Source organism: Bradyrhizobium sp. LVM 105, assembly GCF_003957705.1.
Taxonomy (GTDB): Bacteria; Pseudomonadota; Alphaproteobacteria; order Rhizobiales; family Xanthobacteraceae; genus Bradyrhizobium; species Bradyrhizobium frederickii.
This window is the reverse complement of record NZ_QZMV01000001.1, coordinates 116,683-132,866: the sequence shown is the minus strand read 5'-3', so window position 1 is coordinate 132,866 and position 16,184 is coordinate 116,683. Positions and strand designations below refer to the sequence as shown.

Annotated in this window: 16 protein-coding genes; 6 read left to right on the top strand and 10 right to left on the bottom strand. The window is 66.0% G+C overall.

The features are described 5' to 3' along the window. Positions 1-39: 39 nt before the first annotated feature. Genes D6B98_RS00625 through motA form a run of 3 tightly spaced genes read right to left on the bottom strand, consistent with a single transcriptional unit; the run spans position 40 to position 2,169 of the window. A complete protein-coding gene (locus D6B98_RS00625) occupies positions 40-354 on the bottom strand; it encodes a hypothetical protein (protein ID WP_126255022.1) in 315 nt (104 codons plus the stop codon). After that, positions 335-1,276 (bottom strand): flagellar motor switch protein FliM, encoded by a 942-nt coding sequence (locus tag D6B98_RS00620; RefSeq protein WP_126255021.1) that lies wholly within the window; start codon positions 1,274-1,276, stop codon positions 335-337. The genes D6B98_RS00625 and D6B98_RS00620 overlap by 20 nt, the downstream gene beginning before the upstream one ends. Further along, positions 1,273-2,169 (bottom strand): flagellar motor stator protein MotA, encoded by an 897-nt coding sequence (gene motA / locus D6B98_RS00615; RefSeq protein WP_126255020.1) that lies wholly within the window; start codon positions 2,167-2,169, stop codon positions 1,273-1,275. The genes D6B98_RS00620 and motA overlap by 4 nt, the downstream gene beginning before the upstream one ends. A gap of 143 nt (positions 2,170-2,312) precedes the next feature. Between motA and D6B98_RS00610 the strand changes: the two genes are divergently transcribed. The 5 genes from D6B98_RS00610 (at position 2,313) to D6B98_RS00590 (ending at position 7,904) form a co-directional block, all read left to right on the top strand. Further along, a complete protein-coding gene (locus D6B98_RS00610; protein ID WP_126255019.1) occupies positions 2,313-3,101 on the top strand; it encodes a DUF1217 domain-containing protein in 789 nt (262 codons plus the stop codon). Positions 3,102-3,104: 3 nt separating this feature from the next. Then, positions 3,105-3,833 carry a flagellar basal-body rod protein FlgF gene (flgF, locus tag D6B98_RS00605; RefSeq protein WP_126255018.1) on the top strand — a complete coding sequence of 243 codons (729 nt, stop codon included), beginning with the start codon at positions 3,105-3,107 and terminating at the stop codon, positions 3,831-3,833. Between the two features lie 43 nt (positions 3,834-3,876). Continuing rightward, positions 3,877-5,202, top strand: coding sequence for a flagellar protein export ATPase FliI (fliI, locus tag D6B98_RS00600; RefSeq protein ID WP_126255017.1), 1,326 nt, complete (start codon positions 3,877-3,879; stop codon positions 5,200-5,202). A gap of 747 nt (positions 5,203-5,949) precedes the next feature. Continuing rightward, complete coding sequence (locus D6B98_RS00595; protein ID WP_126255016.1) at positions 5,950-6,585, top strand: MarR family winged helix-turn-helix transcriptional regulator; 636 nt, start codon at positions 5,950-5,952, stop codon at positions 6,583-6,585. 254 nt (positions 6,586-6,839) lie between these two features. After that, positions 6,840-7,904, top strand: coding sequence for a ketopantoate reductase family protein (locus D6B98_RS00590; protein WP_126255015.1), 1,065 nt, complete (start codon positions 6,840-6,842; stop codon positions 7,902-7,904). A 29-nt stretch (positions 7,905-7,933) separates the two neighbouring features. Here D6B98_RS00590 and D6B98_RS00585 read toward each other — a convergent pair whose 3' ends face one another. Next, complete coding sequence (locus D6B98_RS00585) at positions 7,934-8,518, bottom strand: LysE family translocator (protein ID WP_126255014.1); 585 nt, start codon at positions 8,516-8,518, stop codon at positions 7,934-7,936. 271 nt (positions 8,519-8,789) lie between these two features. Here D6B98_RS00585 and D6B98_RS00580 point away from each other — a divergent pair, with 271 nt between their 5' ends. Then, positions 8,790-10,301, top strand: a complete 1,512-nt coding sequence (locus D6B98_RS00580) for a helicase HerA domain-containing protein (protein ID WP_126255013.1) — start codon at positions 8,790-8,792, stop codon at positions 10,299-10,301. 3 nt (positions 10,302-10,304) lie between these two features. On the opposite strand, the gene D6B98_RS00575 is transcribed toward D6B98_RS00580, so the two are convergent. From D6B98_RS00575 to D6B98_RS00550, 6 genes are read right to left on the bottom strand one after another with little or no spacing between them, the layout of a single operon-like run. Continuing rightward, positions 10,305-11,045 carry an ABC transporter ATP-binding protein gene (locus D6B98_RS00575; RefSeq protein ID WP_126255012.1) on the bottom strand — a complete coding sequence of 247 codons (741 nt, stop codon included), beginning with the start codon at positions 11,043-11,045 and terminating at the stop codon, positions 10,305-10,307. Continuing rightward, positions 11,042-11,887, bottom strand: a complete 846-nt coding sequence (locus D6B98_RS00570; protein WP_164718293.1) for an ABC transporter ATP-binding protein — start codon at positions 11,885-11,887, stop codon at positions 11,042-11,044. Before D6B98_RS00570 ends, D6B98_RS00575 begins: the two co-directional genes overlap by 4 nt. Then, positions 11,887-13,710, bottom strand: coding sequence for an ABC transporter permease (locus D6B98_RS00565; protein WP_126255010.1), 1,824 nt, complete (start codon positions 13,708-13,710; stop codon positions 11,887-11,889). The genes D6B98_RS00570 and D6B98_RS00565 overlap by 1 nt, the downstream gene beginning before the upstream one ends. A gap of 54 nt (positions 13,711-13,764) precedes the next feature. Continuing rightward, complete coding sequence (locus D6B98_RS00560) at positions 13,765-14,922, bottom strand: ABC transporter substrate-binding protein (RefSeq protein ID WP_126255009.1); 1,158 nt, start codon at positions 14,920-14,922, stop codon at positions 13,765-13,767. 58 nt (positions 14,923-14,980) lie between these two features. Further along, complete coding sequence (locus D6B98_RS00555; protein WP_126255008.1) at positions 14,981-15,556, bottom strand: alkylhydroperoxidase domain protein; 576 nt, start codon at positions 15,554-15,556, stop codon at positions 14,981-14,983. A 12-nt stretch (positions 15,557-15,568) separates the two neighbouring features. Next, entirely contained in the window at positions 15,569-16,168 is a 600-nt protein-coding gene (locus D6B98_RS00550; RefSeq protein ID WP_164718292.1) for a CMD domain protein, read from the bottom strand. Positions 16,169-16,184 lie beyond the last annotated feature (16 nt).

The window sequence follows — 16,184 nt, the reverse complement described above, 5'->3', positions numbered from 1 at the left end:
CTCGGCGTTCCGATCGTATGGTTTCGCCCGGCTTCGGCTTCAGTGCTTGTTCACTTCGGCGCCGCCTGCGGTCGCGGCTGGCGCAAGCCCGGCGCGGGCGTCGAGCGCCGCGATCGCCTCATGGGCCTGATCGATCTTGGTGGTCAGCACGTTGGCGAGCCGCCCGAGATTGGCGGTGGAATCGTGCGCCGCGCTGATGACCGTGTCGAAGGCGCCCGCCGTCTCGTGCACGATGCTGGAGAACTCGCCCTGGTAGCTGCGCAAGCGCGCCAGCTCGCGGTGCATCCGGGTCACCCGCATGCTGGTGAAGGCGAGCGCGATCAGCAACACGGCATCAACGAGATAGGATATCATCGACGAACTCCCGTTTCTGATCCACGGGATCGGCCACCTGCATGGCGTAATAGCCATCAAGTTGGCCGATCTGACACCAGAACAGCACTTGGTTGTTGCTTTCGAGACGGGCCAGCGTGCGCGGCGTAGCTTCGAGCTCGAGCACCTGCCCGACATGGAACTTGACGACGTCGCCGAGGGTCAGCATCTTTTCATCGAGCACCGCGCTCAGCGTCACCTCGGTCCTTTGGACCTCGCTCTCCATCTGCTCGCGCCAGCGCGGATCGGAAGCGCGGCCGTCGCTGACGACGACGTGGGCCAGCTTCTGCCGGAGCGGGTTGAGCGCGGAGTGCGGAATGATCAGGAACATCTGGCCGCCGCGGTACAGCGCCTGCAGCATGATGTTCGCGCAGATCGACATGTTGCCGCTTCGCCCGATCGCCAGCGAAGCCATCGCGGTCTCGACCCGCTCGACGCGGAAGGTGACGTTGGAGGTACCGGCGAAGGCGGATTGCAGCGCCTTGGCGAAGCGCTCGAACAGCGCCTGCACCAGCCGGATCTCGATGTTCGAGAACGCGCGCTCGACGTCGAGCGGCGGCTCGGCACCGTCGGAGCCGAACATCGCTTCCACCATCGTGAACACGAAATCGCGATCGAGCATGATGATGACGCGCGAATCCCACTGCTCGGCATAGAGCACGGCGGCGACCGCGTTGGCCTCGTAGTCCTTGACGATGTCGCCGACGCGGTCGTTGGTGATGCCATTGACCGAGAAATAGCAGGGCGTTCCGGCCATCGGCTGCAGGCTGTCGGTGCACGATGCCGCCATGCGATCGAAGATCACATTGAGCATCGGCATGCGTTCGATCGATATGCCGGCGGCGTCCAGCAGGTAGTTCGGCAGCTGCTTGCGCTGATCGACTTCGACGTCTTCCATCATCATGCGCGGGCAGCCTTGGGTTCGGGCTCGGTGACGGCGGCCTTGGGACCTGCGATCGTCTCGTTCTCGACAACGTCGATCGACGGGCGCTCGCTGCTCGCGATCATCTTGCGGCCGTGCTCGACGGCGATCTGCGGCATCGCGCCGTTCATGAAGGCCAGCAGCGTCTGCTTGACGATGATGTAGGGCCGGCACTTCTTCTCGCGCGTCATCTTGATCTTGATCGCGAAGGGTGAAAGCACGCCGTAGGACAGAAAGATGCCGGCGAAGGTGCCGACCAGCGCCGCGCCGATGAAGCCGCCCAGCAGCTTCGGCGACTGGTCGAGCGCGCCCATCGCCTTGATGACGCCGAGCACCGCAGCGACGATGCCGAGCGCCGGCAGCGCCTCGGAGACCGTCACCAGCGCATGGTAAGGCATCAGTTTGGTCTTCACGATGGTGTGGATCTCCTCGTCCATCAGGGCCTCGATCTCATGCGTGCGGGCATTGCCCATGATGATGAGGCGGACATAATCGCAGATGAACTGGAGCAGCGAGGGATCCCCGAGCACGCTCGGGAACGCCTTGAAGATCTCGGAAGAGGCGGGATCGTCGATATGCGCTTCCACCTCGTTGCGGCCCTTGCCCCTGAGCTCGCGCATCAGGGCATGAAGCGCCCCGAGCAGGTCGAGATAGTAGCGCTCACTCGGCACCGCGCCGGTGATGGCCTGCAGGCAGGCGACGCCGGTGTCTACGACCGTCTTCCACGGATTGGCCACGATGAAGGTGCCGACCGCGGTGCCGATGATGATCACGAACTCCCAGGGCTGCATGAGCACGGCCAGATGCCCGCCCATGGCGGCAAAGCCGCCGAGCAGCGCCGCTACCGTGATGAAAACCCCCACGAAACTGCCCAACGCGCCGCTCCATCGCCGATCCCATCGGGAATATCTAGTCGGCGAGCCTTGCGCGAAGCTGGCTTCCCGCATCGCCAGCCTCGCGCAAGCAATTGGCGGCACCTTGACGCCGCGTCGCAACGGCGGCCAGAGAGGCGCGTGTCATGCTATCCACCATCGCGGACTACACCCGACTGACCAAGGACATGGGCAAGTCGCTGACGCAGGTCGCGAAACAGCCGGACGTCAGCCGCGAGACCGATTACTTCCTGAGCCACATCGGCAACGTGAAGACGATCGACGATTTCCTGAAGGACTATCGTCTCTATTCCTATGCGATGAAGGCCTACGGCCTCAGCGACATGACCTATGCCAAGGCGTTCATGCGCAAGGTGCTGACCGAGGGTATCGCGAACAAGAACACCTTCGCCAACAAGCTGACCGACACGCGCTACCGGGAATTCGCCGCCGCCTTCAATTTCGCCGCCCTCGGCAGCAACGCGACCAAGACCACCCAGGCTACGACCGGAACGGCGACCCAATACGTCAGGCAGACGATGGAGCAGAAGGCCGGCGACCAGAACGAGGGCCTGCGGCTGGCGCTCTATTTCACCCGCAAGGCCTCCACGATCACGACCGCCTACCAGGTCCTCGCCGACAAGGCGCTGACGCAGGTGGTTCAGACCGCGCTCGGCCTGCCCTCGACGATCAGCGCGGCCGACATCGACGCCCAGGCCAAGATGATCACGAACAGGGTCAAGCTCACCGATTTCCAGGATCCGGCCAAGGTCACCAAGTTCGTGCAGCGCTTTGCGGCGATGTGGGACGCGACCCAGGCCCAGAGCGACAACTCGACCAATCCCGCGCTGGTCCTGATCGGCGGCGCGTCGACGTCGGCCGGCATGGATATCGACATGCTCTCGAAACTCCAGTCCATCCGGTTCGGAAAGTAGCACATGCAATCGGCCCTCTATGTGGGATTGTCGGCGCAGGTCGCTCTCGAAAAGCGCCTCCAGACGATCGCCAACAACGTCGCCAACGTGAACACGGCGGCGTTCCGCACCGACGTGGTGAAGTTCGAGACCGTGCTGTCCAAGGCGGGCCCGAACCCGGTCGCCTTCTCTTCGCCCGGCGACAACATCATCTCGCGCGAGATGGGCAACATCACCGAGAGCGGCAACCCGCTCGACGTCGCCGTGGTCGGACAGGGCTGGATCGCCTTCGCCGGTCCGAACGGCACGGTCTATACCCGCGACGGCCGCCTCCAGATCGCCCCCAACGGCGATCTTCAGACCGTGAGCGGCTTTCCGATCGTCGATTCCGGCGGCGCGCAGATCACGCTCGACCCGAACGGCGGGCCGATCTCGATCGCCCGCAGCGGTGCGATCACCCAGGACAACAACGAGATCGGCACCATCGGCCTGTTCAACATCCCCGCTGATGCCAATCTCGAACGCTACGGCAATTCCGGCGTGACGCCGGACCGGCCCGCGACCGCCATCGCCGATTTCTCCCGCGACGGCTTCAAGCAGGGCTATGTCGAGGGCTCCGGGGCCAATCCCATGATGGAATTGACCAAGCTGATCGCGGCCTCGCGCGCCTTCGACGGCACCAATTCGATGATCGAGGGCACCGAGAGCTCGCTTCAGAACGCCATTCGGACGCTGGGCGAACCCGGCAAGTAGAAGCGCGCCTCGCGCGCACCAGGATTGAGGTTGGACGGTTTCCTTGAACGCTCTTCGGCAACTCGAGTGGGCGCTGCTGGAGCTTCAGCAGAGCACTCCCCTGGCAAGCGTCAGCGGTGCGATCTCCGAGATCGCGCCGACGCACTTCCGTGTCTCCGGCCTGTCGCGCTTCGTCAGGCTCGGCGAGCTCATCGGCGTCAATTCGGCCGGTAAGCCCCAGATCGGCGAGGTGGTGCGGATCGACAGCGACGGCATCGTTGCCAAGCCGTTCGACCGGCACTTCGCCGGCGGCCTCGGCTCGGCCGCCTACCGGATGCCGCCCTTGTCCTTTGCGCCCGATCCGAGCTGGAAGGGCCGCGTCATCAACGCTCTCGGCGCGCCGCTCGACGGACAGGGTCCCCTCACGCCGGGCTCCCTTACGGTCTCGGCAGAGGCCGAGGCGCCGTCGGCCATGAAACGCGCACGCGTGCACAAGCCGCTGCGCACCGGCGTGCGCGTCATCGACCTGTTCGCGCCGATCTGCGCCGGCCAGCGCGTCGGCATCTTCGCCGGCTCCGGCGTTGGCAAATCGACGCTGCTGGCGATGCTCGCCCGCAGCCAGGGTTTCGACACCGTCGTGCTGGCCCTGGTCGGCGAGCGTGGCCGCGAGGTGCGCGAGTTCATCGAGGACGTGCTGGGCAACGACCGCCAGCGCGCCGTCACCATCGTGTCGACGGGCGACGAAAGCCCGATGATGCGGCGGCTGGCGCCGAAGACGGCGATGGCGGTCGCCGAATATTTCCGCGACCGCGGCGAATCGGTGCTGCTCATGGTCGATTCGATCACCCGATTCGCCCACGCCGCCCGCGAGGTCGCGCTCGCGGCCGGCGAGCCCGCGGTCGCGCGCGGCTACGCGCCGTCGGTCTTCACCGACCTGCCGCGCCTGTTGGAGCGCGCCGGCCCCGGCGAGGAAGGCTCCGGCACCATCACCGGGATCTTCTCCGTGCTGGTCGATGGCGACGATCACAACGAGCCGATCGCGGACACCATCCGCAGCACCCTCGATGGACATATCGTGCTGTCCAGGCAGATCGCCGACCAGGCGCGCTATCCCGCCGTCGACGTTCTGGCCTCGGTCTCCCGCCTCGCCCATAACATCTGGGACCCCGAGGAGCGCGAATTGGTGAGCAAGCTGCGCGCCATGATCGCGCAATACGAGGACACGCGCGATCTTCGCCTGATGGGCGGATATCAGTCGGGACGTGATTCGGGTCTCGACCAGGCGGTCGACATGGTTCCGAGAATCTACAACGCGATGCGGCAAGGCGCTTCGGCTCCGCCGAGCGCTGATCCGTTCCGCGAGCTGCGGGACATGCTCAAGGGCGACTAGCAGCTCGGAGCGCCTGCCGGCGCACGGTGCCTCGCATCGCTCCGCGTTATCGACAAGCGATTGCGCATGCGCGCCACGCTTCCAGCGCATGCACGTGCACGGCCGCCACCGACTTCCAGTGCCCGCACATCGGGCGACAGAACAGGACGGTGACGATGGATGGGGCGATTCGGGGCATGCGCCCAAACAACCGTCGCGTGCAATTTCTGTGAGTTCCCTGATCATTCGCCTTGGAGATCGTACGATTGTGAATGACCTCGCGATAGACATCGTCGTCGTGCACAAGCAGCGATCAACTTGCATCAACGACAGACAACAACGCGCCGTGCAATCAAACCGTCGCACAGTTGCGTACATGCTGCTCGTTGCGCAACGTATCGCGTTCGCCGCGTTCACCATCATGTGTTCCGACGAAGGAGATTGTCTTGAACGTTACATTCGAGTGCAACGACATCCAGTCTCCCCGAGTGTCTTGACTTGATTTTGTTGAGAAGCTCATTCATCGTTTTGGTTGAATACAGAAACGTCTGCTCGTGACTGAACTTTAGGGGCCTCGGTTGAACTACTCCGATCCATCGTCTGCTCGCGGCGGCGACTCGGGCTCCCGTGCAACGACGACGCTAGAGCTCGGCACGATTCTCTCATCGGACACCTTCAGCCGTCCGGCGTCTCTCGACGGATTCGTGAGCCAGGGCGCAAAGCGGCGTCGAGACGCCGCAGACGAAGTTCCGGGGACGAGGTAGATTCATGCCATTGGCACGAGAGGCCGTCGAGCTGCTGGTTCAAGCGGCGAGGGCTTGGTATTTCGAAGGCAATCGGCATGGACTGCGCGATCGGGAATGGATGGCGCTGCGCTTTCTCGGCCGAGCCAACAGGTTTTCGCGCACGCCGTCCGCGCTTGCCGGCTTCATCGGCTCCACCAGAGCGACTGCATCGCAAATCGTGAAGACGCTGGAGAGCAAGTCCTATCTGGTGAGGAAGCCGTCGCAGGAGGACAAGCGCTCCGTCGTCCTGCACGTCACCGCCCAGGGCGAGAAATGCCTCAACCAGCACGACCCGATCAATCACGTGGTGAATGCGGTAGCGGCACTCGGGAACGACGGATGCGTCGGGCTGCGCGACTCGCTCCGCGACGTCCTCAATCACCTCGACGCGGCCCATCAGCGGCTCGATGCCAGCATCTGCCGTGACTGCATGTTTCTCGCCGAACGCGGCCCGGCTACTCCCAAGGGACGCGCAGGCGCCGAGTTCATGTGCCGGCTGTATCGCGCCCCGGTCTCGCTCGAGGAAACCGAATTGCTGTGCACCAGCTTCGAGCGCACCCGAGACCGCCCGAAGATCGAGGAGCATCTCGACCGCGCGCGGATCGCGAGCCAGGGCTGAAGCGCGCGCGATCTCCGGGCGAATAGCCCGGGTAGCGCCTTCATCCTCCTTGCGGCGAGCCCTTGCGACGAAGCAATTCAGAATCCCCCGCGGGCAATTCTGGATTGCTCCCGCGCTCGCCCCAGGCATCGCGGCCTTGTATGCATTATCCCAGTTGCCATCCCAGCGCACTTCGCTTTACATGCCGGCAACTCGCCCGCGGATGACGGCCGAGGCTGAAAAATCGCACAGACAGATTGTCAAAGGGACGGAGCATGGCGCGCAACATATTGATTCTCGGGGCTTCTTACGGCTCGTTGCTGGGCACGAAGCTGCTGATGGCCGGCCACAACGTGACCCTGGTCTGCCGCGCCAAGACCGCGGAGCTGATCAATCGCGAAGGTACCGAGGTGCGCATCAAGTTGCGTGACGAGGCCGTGCACCGGGCGATCCTCTCGCGCAACCTGCCCGGCAAGCTCGACGCGGTGACCCCCGCCAATGTCGATCTCTCCCGCTACGATCTGGTCGGCCTTGCGATGCAGGAGCCGCAATACACCAACCACACGGTGCGCGTGCTCATGGTCAAGATCGCCGCGGCGAAGCTGCCGTGCCTGTCGATCATGAACATGCCGCCGCTGCCCTATCTGAAGCGGATTCCGGCGCTCGCCGACATGGATCTGGAAGAGGCCTACACCAACGCTCAGGTGTGGGAGCGGTTCGAGCCGGGGCTGGTGACGCTGTGCTCGCCCGACCCGCAGGCGTTCCGTCCGCCGGAAGAAGCGGCGAACGTGCTGCATGTCGGCCTGCCCACCAACTTCAAGGCGTCGGTCTTTGCCGACGAGAAGCACAACAAGGTGCTGCGCGAACTCGAAGCCGACATCGATGCGGTGACGCTCGACGGCCACGACGTTCCGGTGAAGCTGAAAGTATTCGATTCCCTGTTCGTGCCGCTGGCGAAATGGTCGATGCTGCTGACCGGCAATTACCGCTGCATCACCCCGCACGAGCCGCAGTCGATCCGCGACGCCGTGCACGGCGACCTCAAGCGCTCGCAGACGATCTACGACCATGTCGACGCGATCGCGCGCCGCCTCGGCGCCGATCCGCAGGACCAGGTGCCGTTCGCAAAATACGCCAAGGCCGCCGAGAGCCTGCTCAAGCCGTCCTCGGCCGCACGGGCGGTCGCAAGCGGCGCGCCCTTCATCGAGCGCGTCGACCTCCTGGTGAAGCTGATCTCGCATCAGCTCGGCGTGCCCAACGCCGAGATCGACCGCACGGTCGACACGGTGGACCAGAAGCTGAACGAGAAGATCGTGCAGGGCGGCTCCGGCGCGCAGTAGGCGCGCCGTTACGGGCGGGGCGCGGCGCTTCAGGCCGTCAGGAAGGATTGAAGCCAGATCAGGCCGGTCACGGCAACCAGCGTGACCGCGCCGATGCGCGTGACCAAGTGGGGTTGGCCGAGGCGACGGGCGCCACGGCCGAGAGTTGCGCCGAGCGCGATCCACGCGGCGCCAGCCGTGAGAATCTGAAGCGCGATCGCGCCGAACCAGGGCAGCAATTCGAGCGGCCCAGCCTCGAGCGGCAGGAGCAGGAAAGCGAACACGAGCGCTTTCGGGTTGAGCAGCGTCGCAAGCAGCACCTGGCCGAACGTCACCGGTGCACCATCGCGAAGCTCGCGTGTGTTGACCCGCCAGAGCATGAAGGCGAGGCAGAGGATATAGACGGTCACCGCGACGCGAAGCACGAGCGCCGCGATCGGGATGTCGCTGACGATGGGGCCGAGCGCGAGCCGCAGCACGGCAATCGCCAGCAGATAGCCGCACAGCTCGGCAACGAGCAGATGAAGCGAGCGCGCCATGCCGATCCCCGCGCCCGATGTCGCGAGCAAGGTGTTGGTCGGCCCGGGCACGGCGAGCAGGAAATAGGTCGCTGCGAGGAAGGTCAGAAAGCTCATGCGCCTGATTACCAGGCCCGGGGCCAGGCTGGTTTGATCTTCATCATCGAATCCGGTCCCCAAAGCCCGGAATCGGCGCCGAAGCCGCCGAAATGCCCGCGAACGAGGACGATCTGCAAGCCCCCCTCTCGTCCCGCACTTCTACGGCAAATCGAATCAGACCGGGAACGCCGCCGTGGGCAACGCGGCATGACAGCCCCGTGCCGCTCGACGCGCTGCGACGGGATTGATAAGCCGCTGTCCGCGAATGACGAGGACTTGAGTCGGGGACATGACGGTTGCGATCGAGATGGGGCAGACCACGGCGGGCGCCGCGGCCGCCATGGACCTCGAGGAACTCTTGGCGACCCGCCTCCTCGTGCAGGGCAATTCCGGTTCCGGCAAATCGCATTTGCTGCGGCGGCTCCTGGAACAGAGTGCGCCCTGGGTGCAGCAGGCCATCATCGACCCCGAAGGCGATTTCGTCACGCTGGCCGAGCGCTTCGGCCATCTGGTGATCGAGGCCGAGGATCACACCGAGCGCGGCCTTCAGGTTGCCGGCGAACGCGCGCGGCTGCATCGCGTCTCCTCCGTGCTCAATCTCGAAGGTCTCGACGCGGAGAACCAGATGCGGCGCGCCGCCGCGTTTCTCGGCGGCCTGTTCGACGTCGACCGCGACCATTGGTATCCGATGCTCGTGGTCGTCGACGAGGCGCAGCTGTTCGCGCCGGCGGTGGCTGGCGAAGTCTCGGACGAAGCGCGAAAGCTCTCGCTCGGCGCCATGACCAACCTGATGTGCCGCGGCCGCAAGCGCGGCCTCGCCGGCATCATCGCGACGCAGCGTTTGGCGAAGCTCGCCAAGAACGTCGCGGCGGAAGCCTCCAACTTCCTGATGGGCCGGACCTTCCTCGACATCGACATGGCGCGCGCCGCCGATCTGCTCGGCATGGAGCGGCGGCAGGCCGAGGCCTTTCGCGATCTCGAGCGAGGACAGTTCATGGCGCTGGGACCTGCGCTGTCGCGACGTCCGCTGCGCCTGAACATCGGCCCGACCGACACCTCTCCGCGCAACTCGACGCCGCGCCTGATGCCGCTGCCGGAAGCGACGCTGGAGGATGCGCGCGCCGTGATCCTGGCCGCGCCGCCGCCCGATGCCAGCCGGCCGCAGCGCCGGCCGGCGCCGGATCTGCTGGAGCAGCTTCGTGCCGCCAAGGCCGCCGCCCCGGTGATCCAGCCGGAAGCGGTCGAGGTGCCGGTCAGCGCCGAGGAGCTCGCCGAGCGGCGCGAGCGCGTGGACCGTACGCTGCGGGCCGTGCTCGCCGCGCCCGACGCGGGCTTCCGCGCCATCGGCGTGCTCTACCAGGAGTTCGTGGTCCGCTGCCGCATCGAGGGCCTCGGGTCGGCGGTGCCCGACCTCAACGAGTTTCGCCGCATGCTGACGCATGCGCGTGCCGGGCTCGGCACCGATCTCACTGAAGACGACGCCTGGCAGGACGTGTCGCTGCGCGCGTCGATTCTGCCCGACGACATGCAGGGCGTGTTCATGATGATCGCGCGCGCCGCCAAGGAAGGCTGGCCCTGCCCCGGCGACGCCGCGATCGCGCGGGCCTATGGCTCGCATTCGCTGCGCCGGGCGCAGCGGCTGCTCGGCTACATGGAGGAGCAGGGCCTGATCGTGGTCCAGCTCGACGGCGGCGGTCGCCGCATCGTGACGCTGGTGGAGCTGGCCTGGGCCACCGCGCCGGGCGACCCCAACGGCGATGATTTGCCGGCCGAGCAGGTCGCGAGCGCGGCGTCGGCCTGAAGGTCAGGCCGCCTCGGAGCCGCCGAGATAGGCGTCGCGGATGCGGGGGTCGTCCTTCAACGCCCGCGCCGGGCCCGACAGCACGATCTTGCCGGTCTGCAGCACATAGGCCTCATGCGCGATCTCGAGCGCGAGGCTGGCGTTCTGCTCGACCATGAACACCGAGACGCCCTCCTGGTTGATGGTCCTGATCAGCTCCAGCACGCGATCGACATAGAGCGGCGACAGGCCCATGGTCGGCTCGTCCATCACGATCATGCGGGGGCGGCTCATCAGCGCGCGCGCCATCGCCACCATCTGCTGCTCGCCGCCGGAGAGCGAGCCGGCACGCTGCGACAGCCGCTGGCCGAGCTTCGGAAACAGTGTCAGCATCCTGTCGAGATCCTGCGCGATCGCCTCGCGATCGTTGCGCACGAAGGCGCCCATCAGGATGTTCTCGCGCACGCTCATGTCCGCAAACAGCCGCCGCGCCTCCGGCACCGAGGCGATGCCGCGCCGGACGATCTGCGGCGTCGTCAGCCCGATGAGCGAGGCGCCGTCGAAGGTCACCTCGCCCGAGCGCGGTTTGACGAGCCCAAGGATGATCTTCATCGTCGTCGACTTGCCGCTGGCATTGCCGCCGAGCAGGCAGACGATGTGGCCGCGCGCGACCGTGATCGACAGGTCGAAATGCACCTGGGCCTGGCCGTAGAACGTATTGACGTTCGACAGTGTCAGCAGCGGTTCCGGGGCGCTCGTCGTCATGCCGCGCTCTCCTGCTCCGCCGTCCCCGACAGTCCGTGGCCGAGATAGGCCTCGATCACCTTGGGATCGGTCCGCACCTGCTCGCCCGGCCCCTCCGCGATCTTCTTGCCCTCGTCCATGACGATGACGCGGTCGGACAGGCGCATCACCATCTCGAGCTTGTGCTCGATCAGCAGGATGGTCAGCCCTTCGGCTTTCAATTCGGCGACGAGCCCCTGCATCTCCGCGGTCTCGGTCGGGTTCATGCCGGCGGTGGGCTCATCGAGCAGCAGCAGCCGCGGCTTCAGCGCCAGCGCGCGCGCGATCTCGACGCGGCGGCGGTTGGCGTAGGACAGGCTATAGGCGGGCTGGTCGATCCGCGGCAAGAGCCGCTCGCCGAAGCGCGCGAGAATGGCCCTCACCTCGTCCCGCAGCCGCTCCTCCTCTGCCTTGACACTGGCGGGACGCAACAGCGCAAGGCCAAGCTCCAGCAGCGGGCCGATGACCGGCACGGCCGGCTTCACCGCGCGCAAGCGCGTGTGCGCGCCGATCAGGACGTTGTCCATCACGCTGAGATTGCCGAACACGCGGCCAAGCTGAAAGGTGCGCGCGATGCCTTCGGCCGCGAGCCGCTCCGGGGACAGGCCGGTGATCTCCTGGCCTTCGAAGTGAACCGTACCCGCGTCGGGCCGGTCGAGGCCGGTGACGAGGTTGAACAGCGTCGTCTTGCCGGCGCCGTTCGGGCCGATGATGCTGACCAGCTCGCCCTTGGCAAGGTCGAGGTCGATGGCGTCAACCGCGGTGAGGCCGCCGAAGCGGCGCGTCAGCCCGCGCAGGGACAGCATGGGTGCGTGCTCCGCCATCAGATCGTCCCCAGCAGGCCCTGCGGCCTGAACCGCACCAGCAGCAAGAGAACGATGCCGTAGATCAGGATGCGGTACTCAGCCGCGATCCGAAACACCTCAGGCAGGCCGACCAGCGCGACCGACCCGACGATCGCGCCGAGGACGTTGCCGAGGCCGCCGAGGATGACGACGGTCAGCGCCAGGATGGATTGCTGCGTGTTGAAGGTCTCGTGGTTGATGTAGGAGTAGAGATGCGCGGCGATGCCGCCGCTGACGCCGGCGGCGAAGCCGCCGAAGATGAAGGCGAGCGACTTGTAGCGATTCAGGCTGAGGCCATAGGCGCGCGCGGCGATGTCGTCGTCTCTGATAGCGCGAAAGCTGCGGCCGAGATGCGAGGTGAGCAGCCGCCCCTGCAGCAGCGCCAGCACGACCATCACCGCAAGGCTGAACCAGTAGACCGAGGTCGGGCTGATCAGTTCATAGCCGAACAGAGCCAGCGGTGGGATGCCGGAGATGCCGATCGGGCCGCGGGTCACGCTCTCCCAGTTCAGGATCACCAGCGCCACGATCTCGCCGATCGCGAGCGTCGCGATCGACACGTAATGACCGCGCAGGCGGAAGGACGGCGAGATCAAGAGGGTGCCGAGCGCAGCGCTCATCAGGCCACCGCCGATGACGGCAAGTCCGGCCGGAACGGCCAGCGTCAGCGACAGCAATGCGGAGGTGTAGGCGCCGATCGCAAGCAGCGCGGCATGACCGAGCGAGACCTGCCCCATCGTGCCCGCAACCAGCGTCAGACTGAGCGCGAGCATGCCAAGCAGCCAGGCATTGATCAGGGTCTGGAGCACGTAGAAGGATACCGGAAACAGCGGCAGGATCGCAAAGCCGGCAACGGCGACCAACAGCGCCCAGCGCGGAATATTCACCGGGCGGCTCGGCGCGATGAACGTGCCGGTGAGCGGCTCGGGCGGTGCCTGCCGGGGACTGACGAACAGGCCATTCGGCCGCAGCACCAGCACGAGGACCAGCAGCAGGAACGCGAACAGATTCCGGTAGCTGGTGCCGAGCACGGCAACGCCATAGCTCTCGACGAGGCCCAGCAGCAGGCTACCGATCACCGCGCCCGGCACGTTGCCGGCGCCGCCGACGACTTCCGCGACGACGCCCTTGAGGGTCGCCTGAAGGCTCATCGCCGTGTCGATCTGGTTGTAGTACATGCCGACCAGCATGCCGGAGACGCCGCCGAGCGCCGCCGCGATACCGAACACGGCTTGATTGACCCGGTTGACGTCGACGCCCATCTGCATGGCGGCGTCGCGGTCCTGCGCGGTGGCACGCACGGCCCAGCCGAGCTTGGTGTAACGCAGGAACATAAACAGCAGCAGCGCACTGGTGAGGCCGACGCCGGCAATGAGCAGATCAAGTGGCCCGATCGTCCCGCCACCGACCTGGAAGCGGACATCGGGTAACTGGCTCGGCAGCGCGCGCGGATTGGGCGAGAAGATCAGCATCACCAGCTGGTCGAGCACGAAGCTGATGCCGATGGTCGCGAGCAGCGGCGCGATCCGCACCGAATTCTGCAGCGGCCGCAGACCGAACCGCTCGATGATCAGACCGACGATCGCCGCGGCCACGGCGACCACGATGATGGTGAGAGGCAGCGGCGTGTGCAGCTGCACCACCGCGATCCAGCCGATATAGGCCCCGACCAGATAAATCGACCCTTGCGCGAAGTTGATCAGCCGGCTGACGCCGAAGATCAGCGCGAGCCCGACTGCAACGAGCGCGTAGACATTGCCGACGATCAGGCCGTTGATGGTGTGGTCGAGCCAAGAGGACACGCAGCATTCCTAATCAGGGAGAAAGCGGCCGGAGCGCGCGCTCCGGCCATCGGGTCAGGTCGGCTTGCCGTCCCACAGCGTGAATTGGCCCTTGCGCACGACGAGCTCGGCGTTCATCGCGCCCTTGACGCGGCGACTCTCGACGTCGAACGTCGCCTTGCCGAAGATGACGCTGGAGACGTCCTTCACCTTGGCGAAGGCGTCGCGGATGGCGCGGCGGTCGGTGCCGCCGATCTTCACCACGGCAGCGGCCATGTTCATCGCGTCATAGGAATAGGCGTTGAAGGCGTCGGGCTCCTGCCCGTTGTACTTGGCCTTGAAGCCCTCGATGAACTTCCTCACCTCGGGCCGCGGATCCTGCGGGAAATAGCGCGTGCCGAGATGGACGTCCTCGACCGCCTCGCCGCCGAGCTCCAGGAATTTCGGCGAGTACACCGAGCTGGCCGCGCAGATCGTCTGCTTCAGGCCGACCTGGCGGGCCTGGCGCGCGATCAGTGCGCCGTCGGAATAATAGGCGATCAGGATCAGCCCGTCCGGGCTGGCGTCGCGCACGCGCACCAGGGTGGAGCGGAAGTCGCGTTCCTCGGCGATGTAGCCCTCTGTGATCGCGACCTCGGCGCCGTATTCCTTGGCCGCCTTGACGAAATGGTCGCGGCTGGTGCGGCCCCAATCGGTGTTGAGGTGCAGCACGGCAAGCTTCTTCAAGCCGAGCCGCCTGACGGCGTAGGACGCCAGCAGCGGCTGCTCGTCGGCCTGGCTCACCGACGTGCTCCACATGAAGTCGCCGCCCTTGGTGAAATCGGGGTGCGAGTTGGTGAAGCCGAACTGCACGAGGCCGCCGCGCTGGTAGATCGGCGAGGCCGCCATCGAGGCGGGGCTCGAGAAATCGCCGAGCTCCATGACGATGCGGGGATCGGAGACGAATTTCTGGGCGATCGCGACCGACTGGCGCGGATCGCTCTGGCTGTCCTCGAACTGGTAAGCAAGCTTGCGGCCGTTGATGCCGCCGGCGGCGTGAATCTCGTCAAGCGCGAGATCAAAGCCCTGCTTCCACTGCGCGCCATATTGGGCGTTCGGGCCCGTGAGGGGGCCGCTGACCCCAAGCAGGATCGGCTCGGCGGATTGCGCCAGTGCGGCGCGCGAGAAGGCTGTGCCCGCCATCATGGCGGCAAGCGATCCTTTGACCAGGGTACGGCGATCGATGTTGCTCATTCACGGCTCCATCCATTCAATGTTGATACAGCAGCAATTCTCGTGCCGGTGAGATTGCCTATTTCGAGGGCTCGCCGAGCGACAGCATCAGCCGGTTGGCCCAGTTGAAGAACGAGGCGCCGTTGATGACGTCGACGATCTCGGCATCGTCGAGACCGGCGCGGCGCAGCTCCGCGATATTGTCAGGACCGAACGCGATCGGCGTCGCGGCCAGCGCCACGGAGGCCTTTACCACGGCATTCCAGCGCTCGCCGAGATCGGCCCCGACGCCCTCGTCGAGCAGGCGCTGTACGTCCTCGCGGCGCCTGGAATAGGTGCTGGCGAAGCGCGCATGCACCGAGGCGCAATAGATGCATCCGTTGTAGCGCGAGGTCGCGGCCGCCGCGAGCTCCCGCTCGGCACGCGGCAGGCCGTCGGCAACGTTGTAGAAGATGTCCTTGTCGGTCTTGGTGCGGGCTTCCAGCACTTCGGGATCGCGCACCAGGAGGCGGAAATAGTCCGACTTGGCGCGGGCGCGATCGACCAGGCCGGCGTAATGCCGCTCGGTCAAGTCGGCCTCGGGCAGCGGATCGATCCAGGAGACCCAACCGAGTTCATCCTGGGTGAAGACGACAGGGGGATTGACGGTGCTCATGATTGCGGTCTCCTAAGCGCTTGCCGCAGCGAGCGTGCGCAGGCCGCTGACGACCCGCAGCTGGAATGACAGGAACGCGACGAGCTGGGAGAAGGTGACGATGCCGGTGGTCGACCAGCCGGCGGCGAGCAGCGCCTTCATGTCGGCGGACGCGGCATCGCGCGGCCGGAACACCAGCAGATGCGCATGCTCAAGCGCCGCAACGAGCCGCGAACCGAGGGCGGCCTTGCGCTCCGCACTCACGCGGTAGATCAGCCCGGCCTTGTTCTCGATCGACAACGGGCCAGCCGGAAAGGCGCCGTACGGGCCCGACGTCCTGCCCCCCGCGATCTCGGCGTCGATCGCCTCCGCCAGGCGTGCGGTTTCCGCGTTCGCTGCAAGCTTCTCGCGATAGAAGGCGGCGACGGGCGATTCGCCATGAAGCCCGGTCACGAAGGCCGCGACCGCGGCACGTTCGGCAAGCGAAAAATCGCTCGCATCGATCGGCTCGAACAAGGAGAGATAGCTCTTCTGCGCATTCTCACGCGCCTGCAGGCGGCGGGCTCGGATGACGTCGAGCGCCGAGCCCGGCTCGATCCCGGCGAGCGTGTCGATGATATCTTCGGTTGGCATCATTCAGCCCCGTGCA

Coding starts and splice junctions, on each gene's coding strand:
- D6B98_RS00625 (WP_126255022.1), bottom strand. CDS start 354: ATGATATCCTATCTCGTTGATGCCGTGTTGCTGATCGCGCTCGCCTTC.
- D6B98_RS00620 (WP_126255021.1), bottom strand. CDS start 1,276: ATGATGATGGAAGACGTCGAAGTCGATCAGCGCAAGCAGCTGCCGAAC.
- D6B98_RS00610 (WP_126255019.1), top strand. CDS start 2,313: ATGCTATCCACCATCGCGGACTACACCCGACTGACCAAGGACATGGGC.
- flgF (WP_126255018.1), top strand. CDS start 3,105: ATGCAATCGGCCCTCTATGTGGGATTGTCGGCGCAGGTCGCTCTCGAA.
- D6B98_RS00595 (WP_126255016.1), top strand. CDS start 5,950: ATGCCATTGGCACGAGAGGCCGTCGAGCTGCTGGTTCAAGCGGCGAGG.
- D6B98_RS00590 (WP_126255015.1), top strand. CDS start 6,840: ATGGCGCGCAACATATTGATTCTCGGGGCTTCTTACGGCTCGTTGCTG.
- D6B98_RS00585 (WP_126255014.1), bottom strand. CDS start 8,518: ATGAGCTTTCTGACCTTCCTCGCAGCGACCTATTTCCTGCTCGCCGTG.
- D6B98_RS00580 (WP_126255013.1), top strand. CDS start 8,790: ATGACGGTTGCGATCGAGATGGGGCAGACCACGGCGGGCGCCGCGGCC.
- D6B98_RS00575 (WP_126255012.1), bottom strand. CDS start 11,045: ATGACGACGAGCGCCCCGGAACCGCTGCTGACACTGTCGAACGTCAAT.
- D6B98_RS00570 (WP_164718293.1), bottom strand. CDS start 11,887: ATGGCGGAGCACGCACCCATGCTGTCCCTGCGCGGGCTGACGCGCCGC.
- D6B98_RS00560 (WP_126255009.1), bottom strand. CDS start 14,922: ATGAGCAACATCGATCGCCGTACCCTGGTCAAAGGATCGCTTGCCGCC.
- D6B98_RS00555 (WP_126255008.1), bottom strand. CDS start 15,556: ATGAGCACCGTCAATCCCCCTGTCGTCTTCACCCAGGATGAACTCGGT.
- D6B98_RS00550 (WP_164718292.1), bottom strand. CDS start 16,168: ATGCCAACCGAAGATATCATCGACACGCTCGCCGGGATCGAGCCGGGC.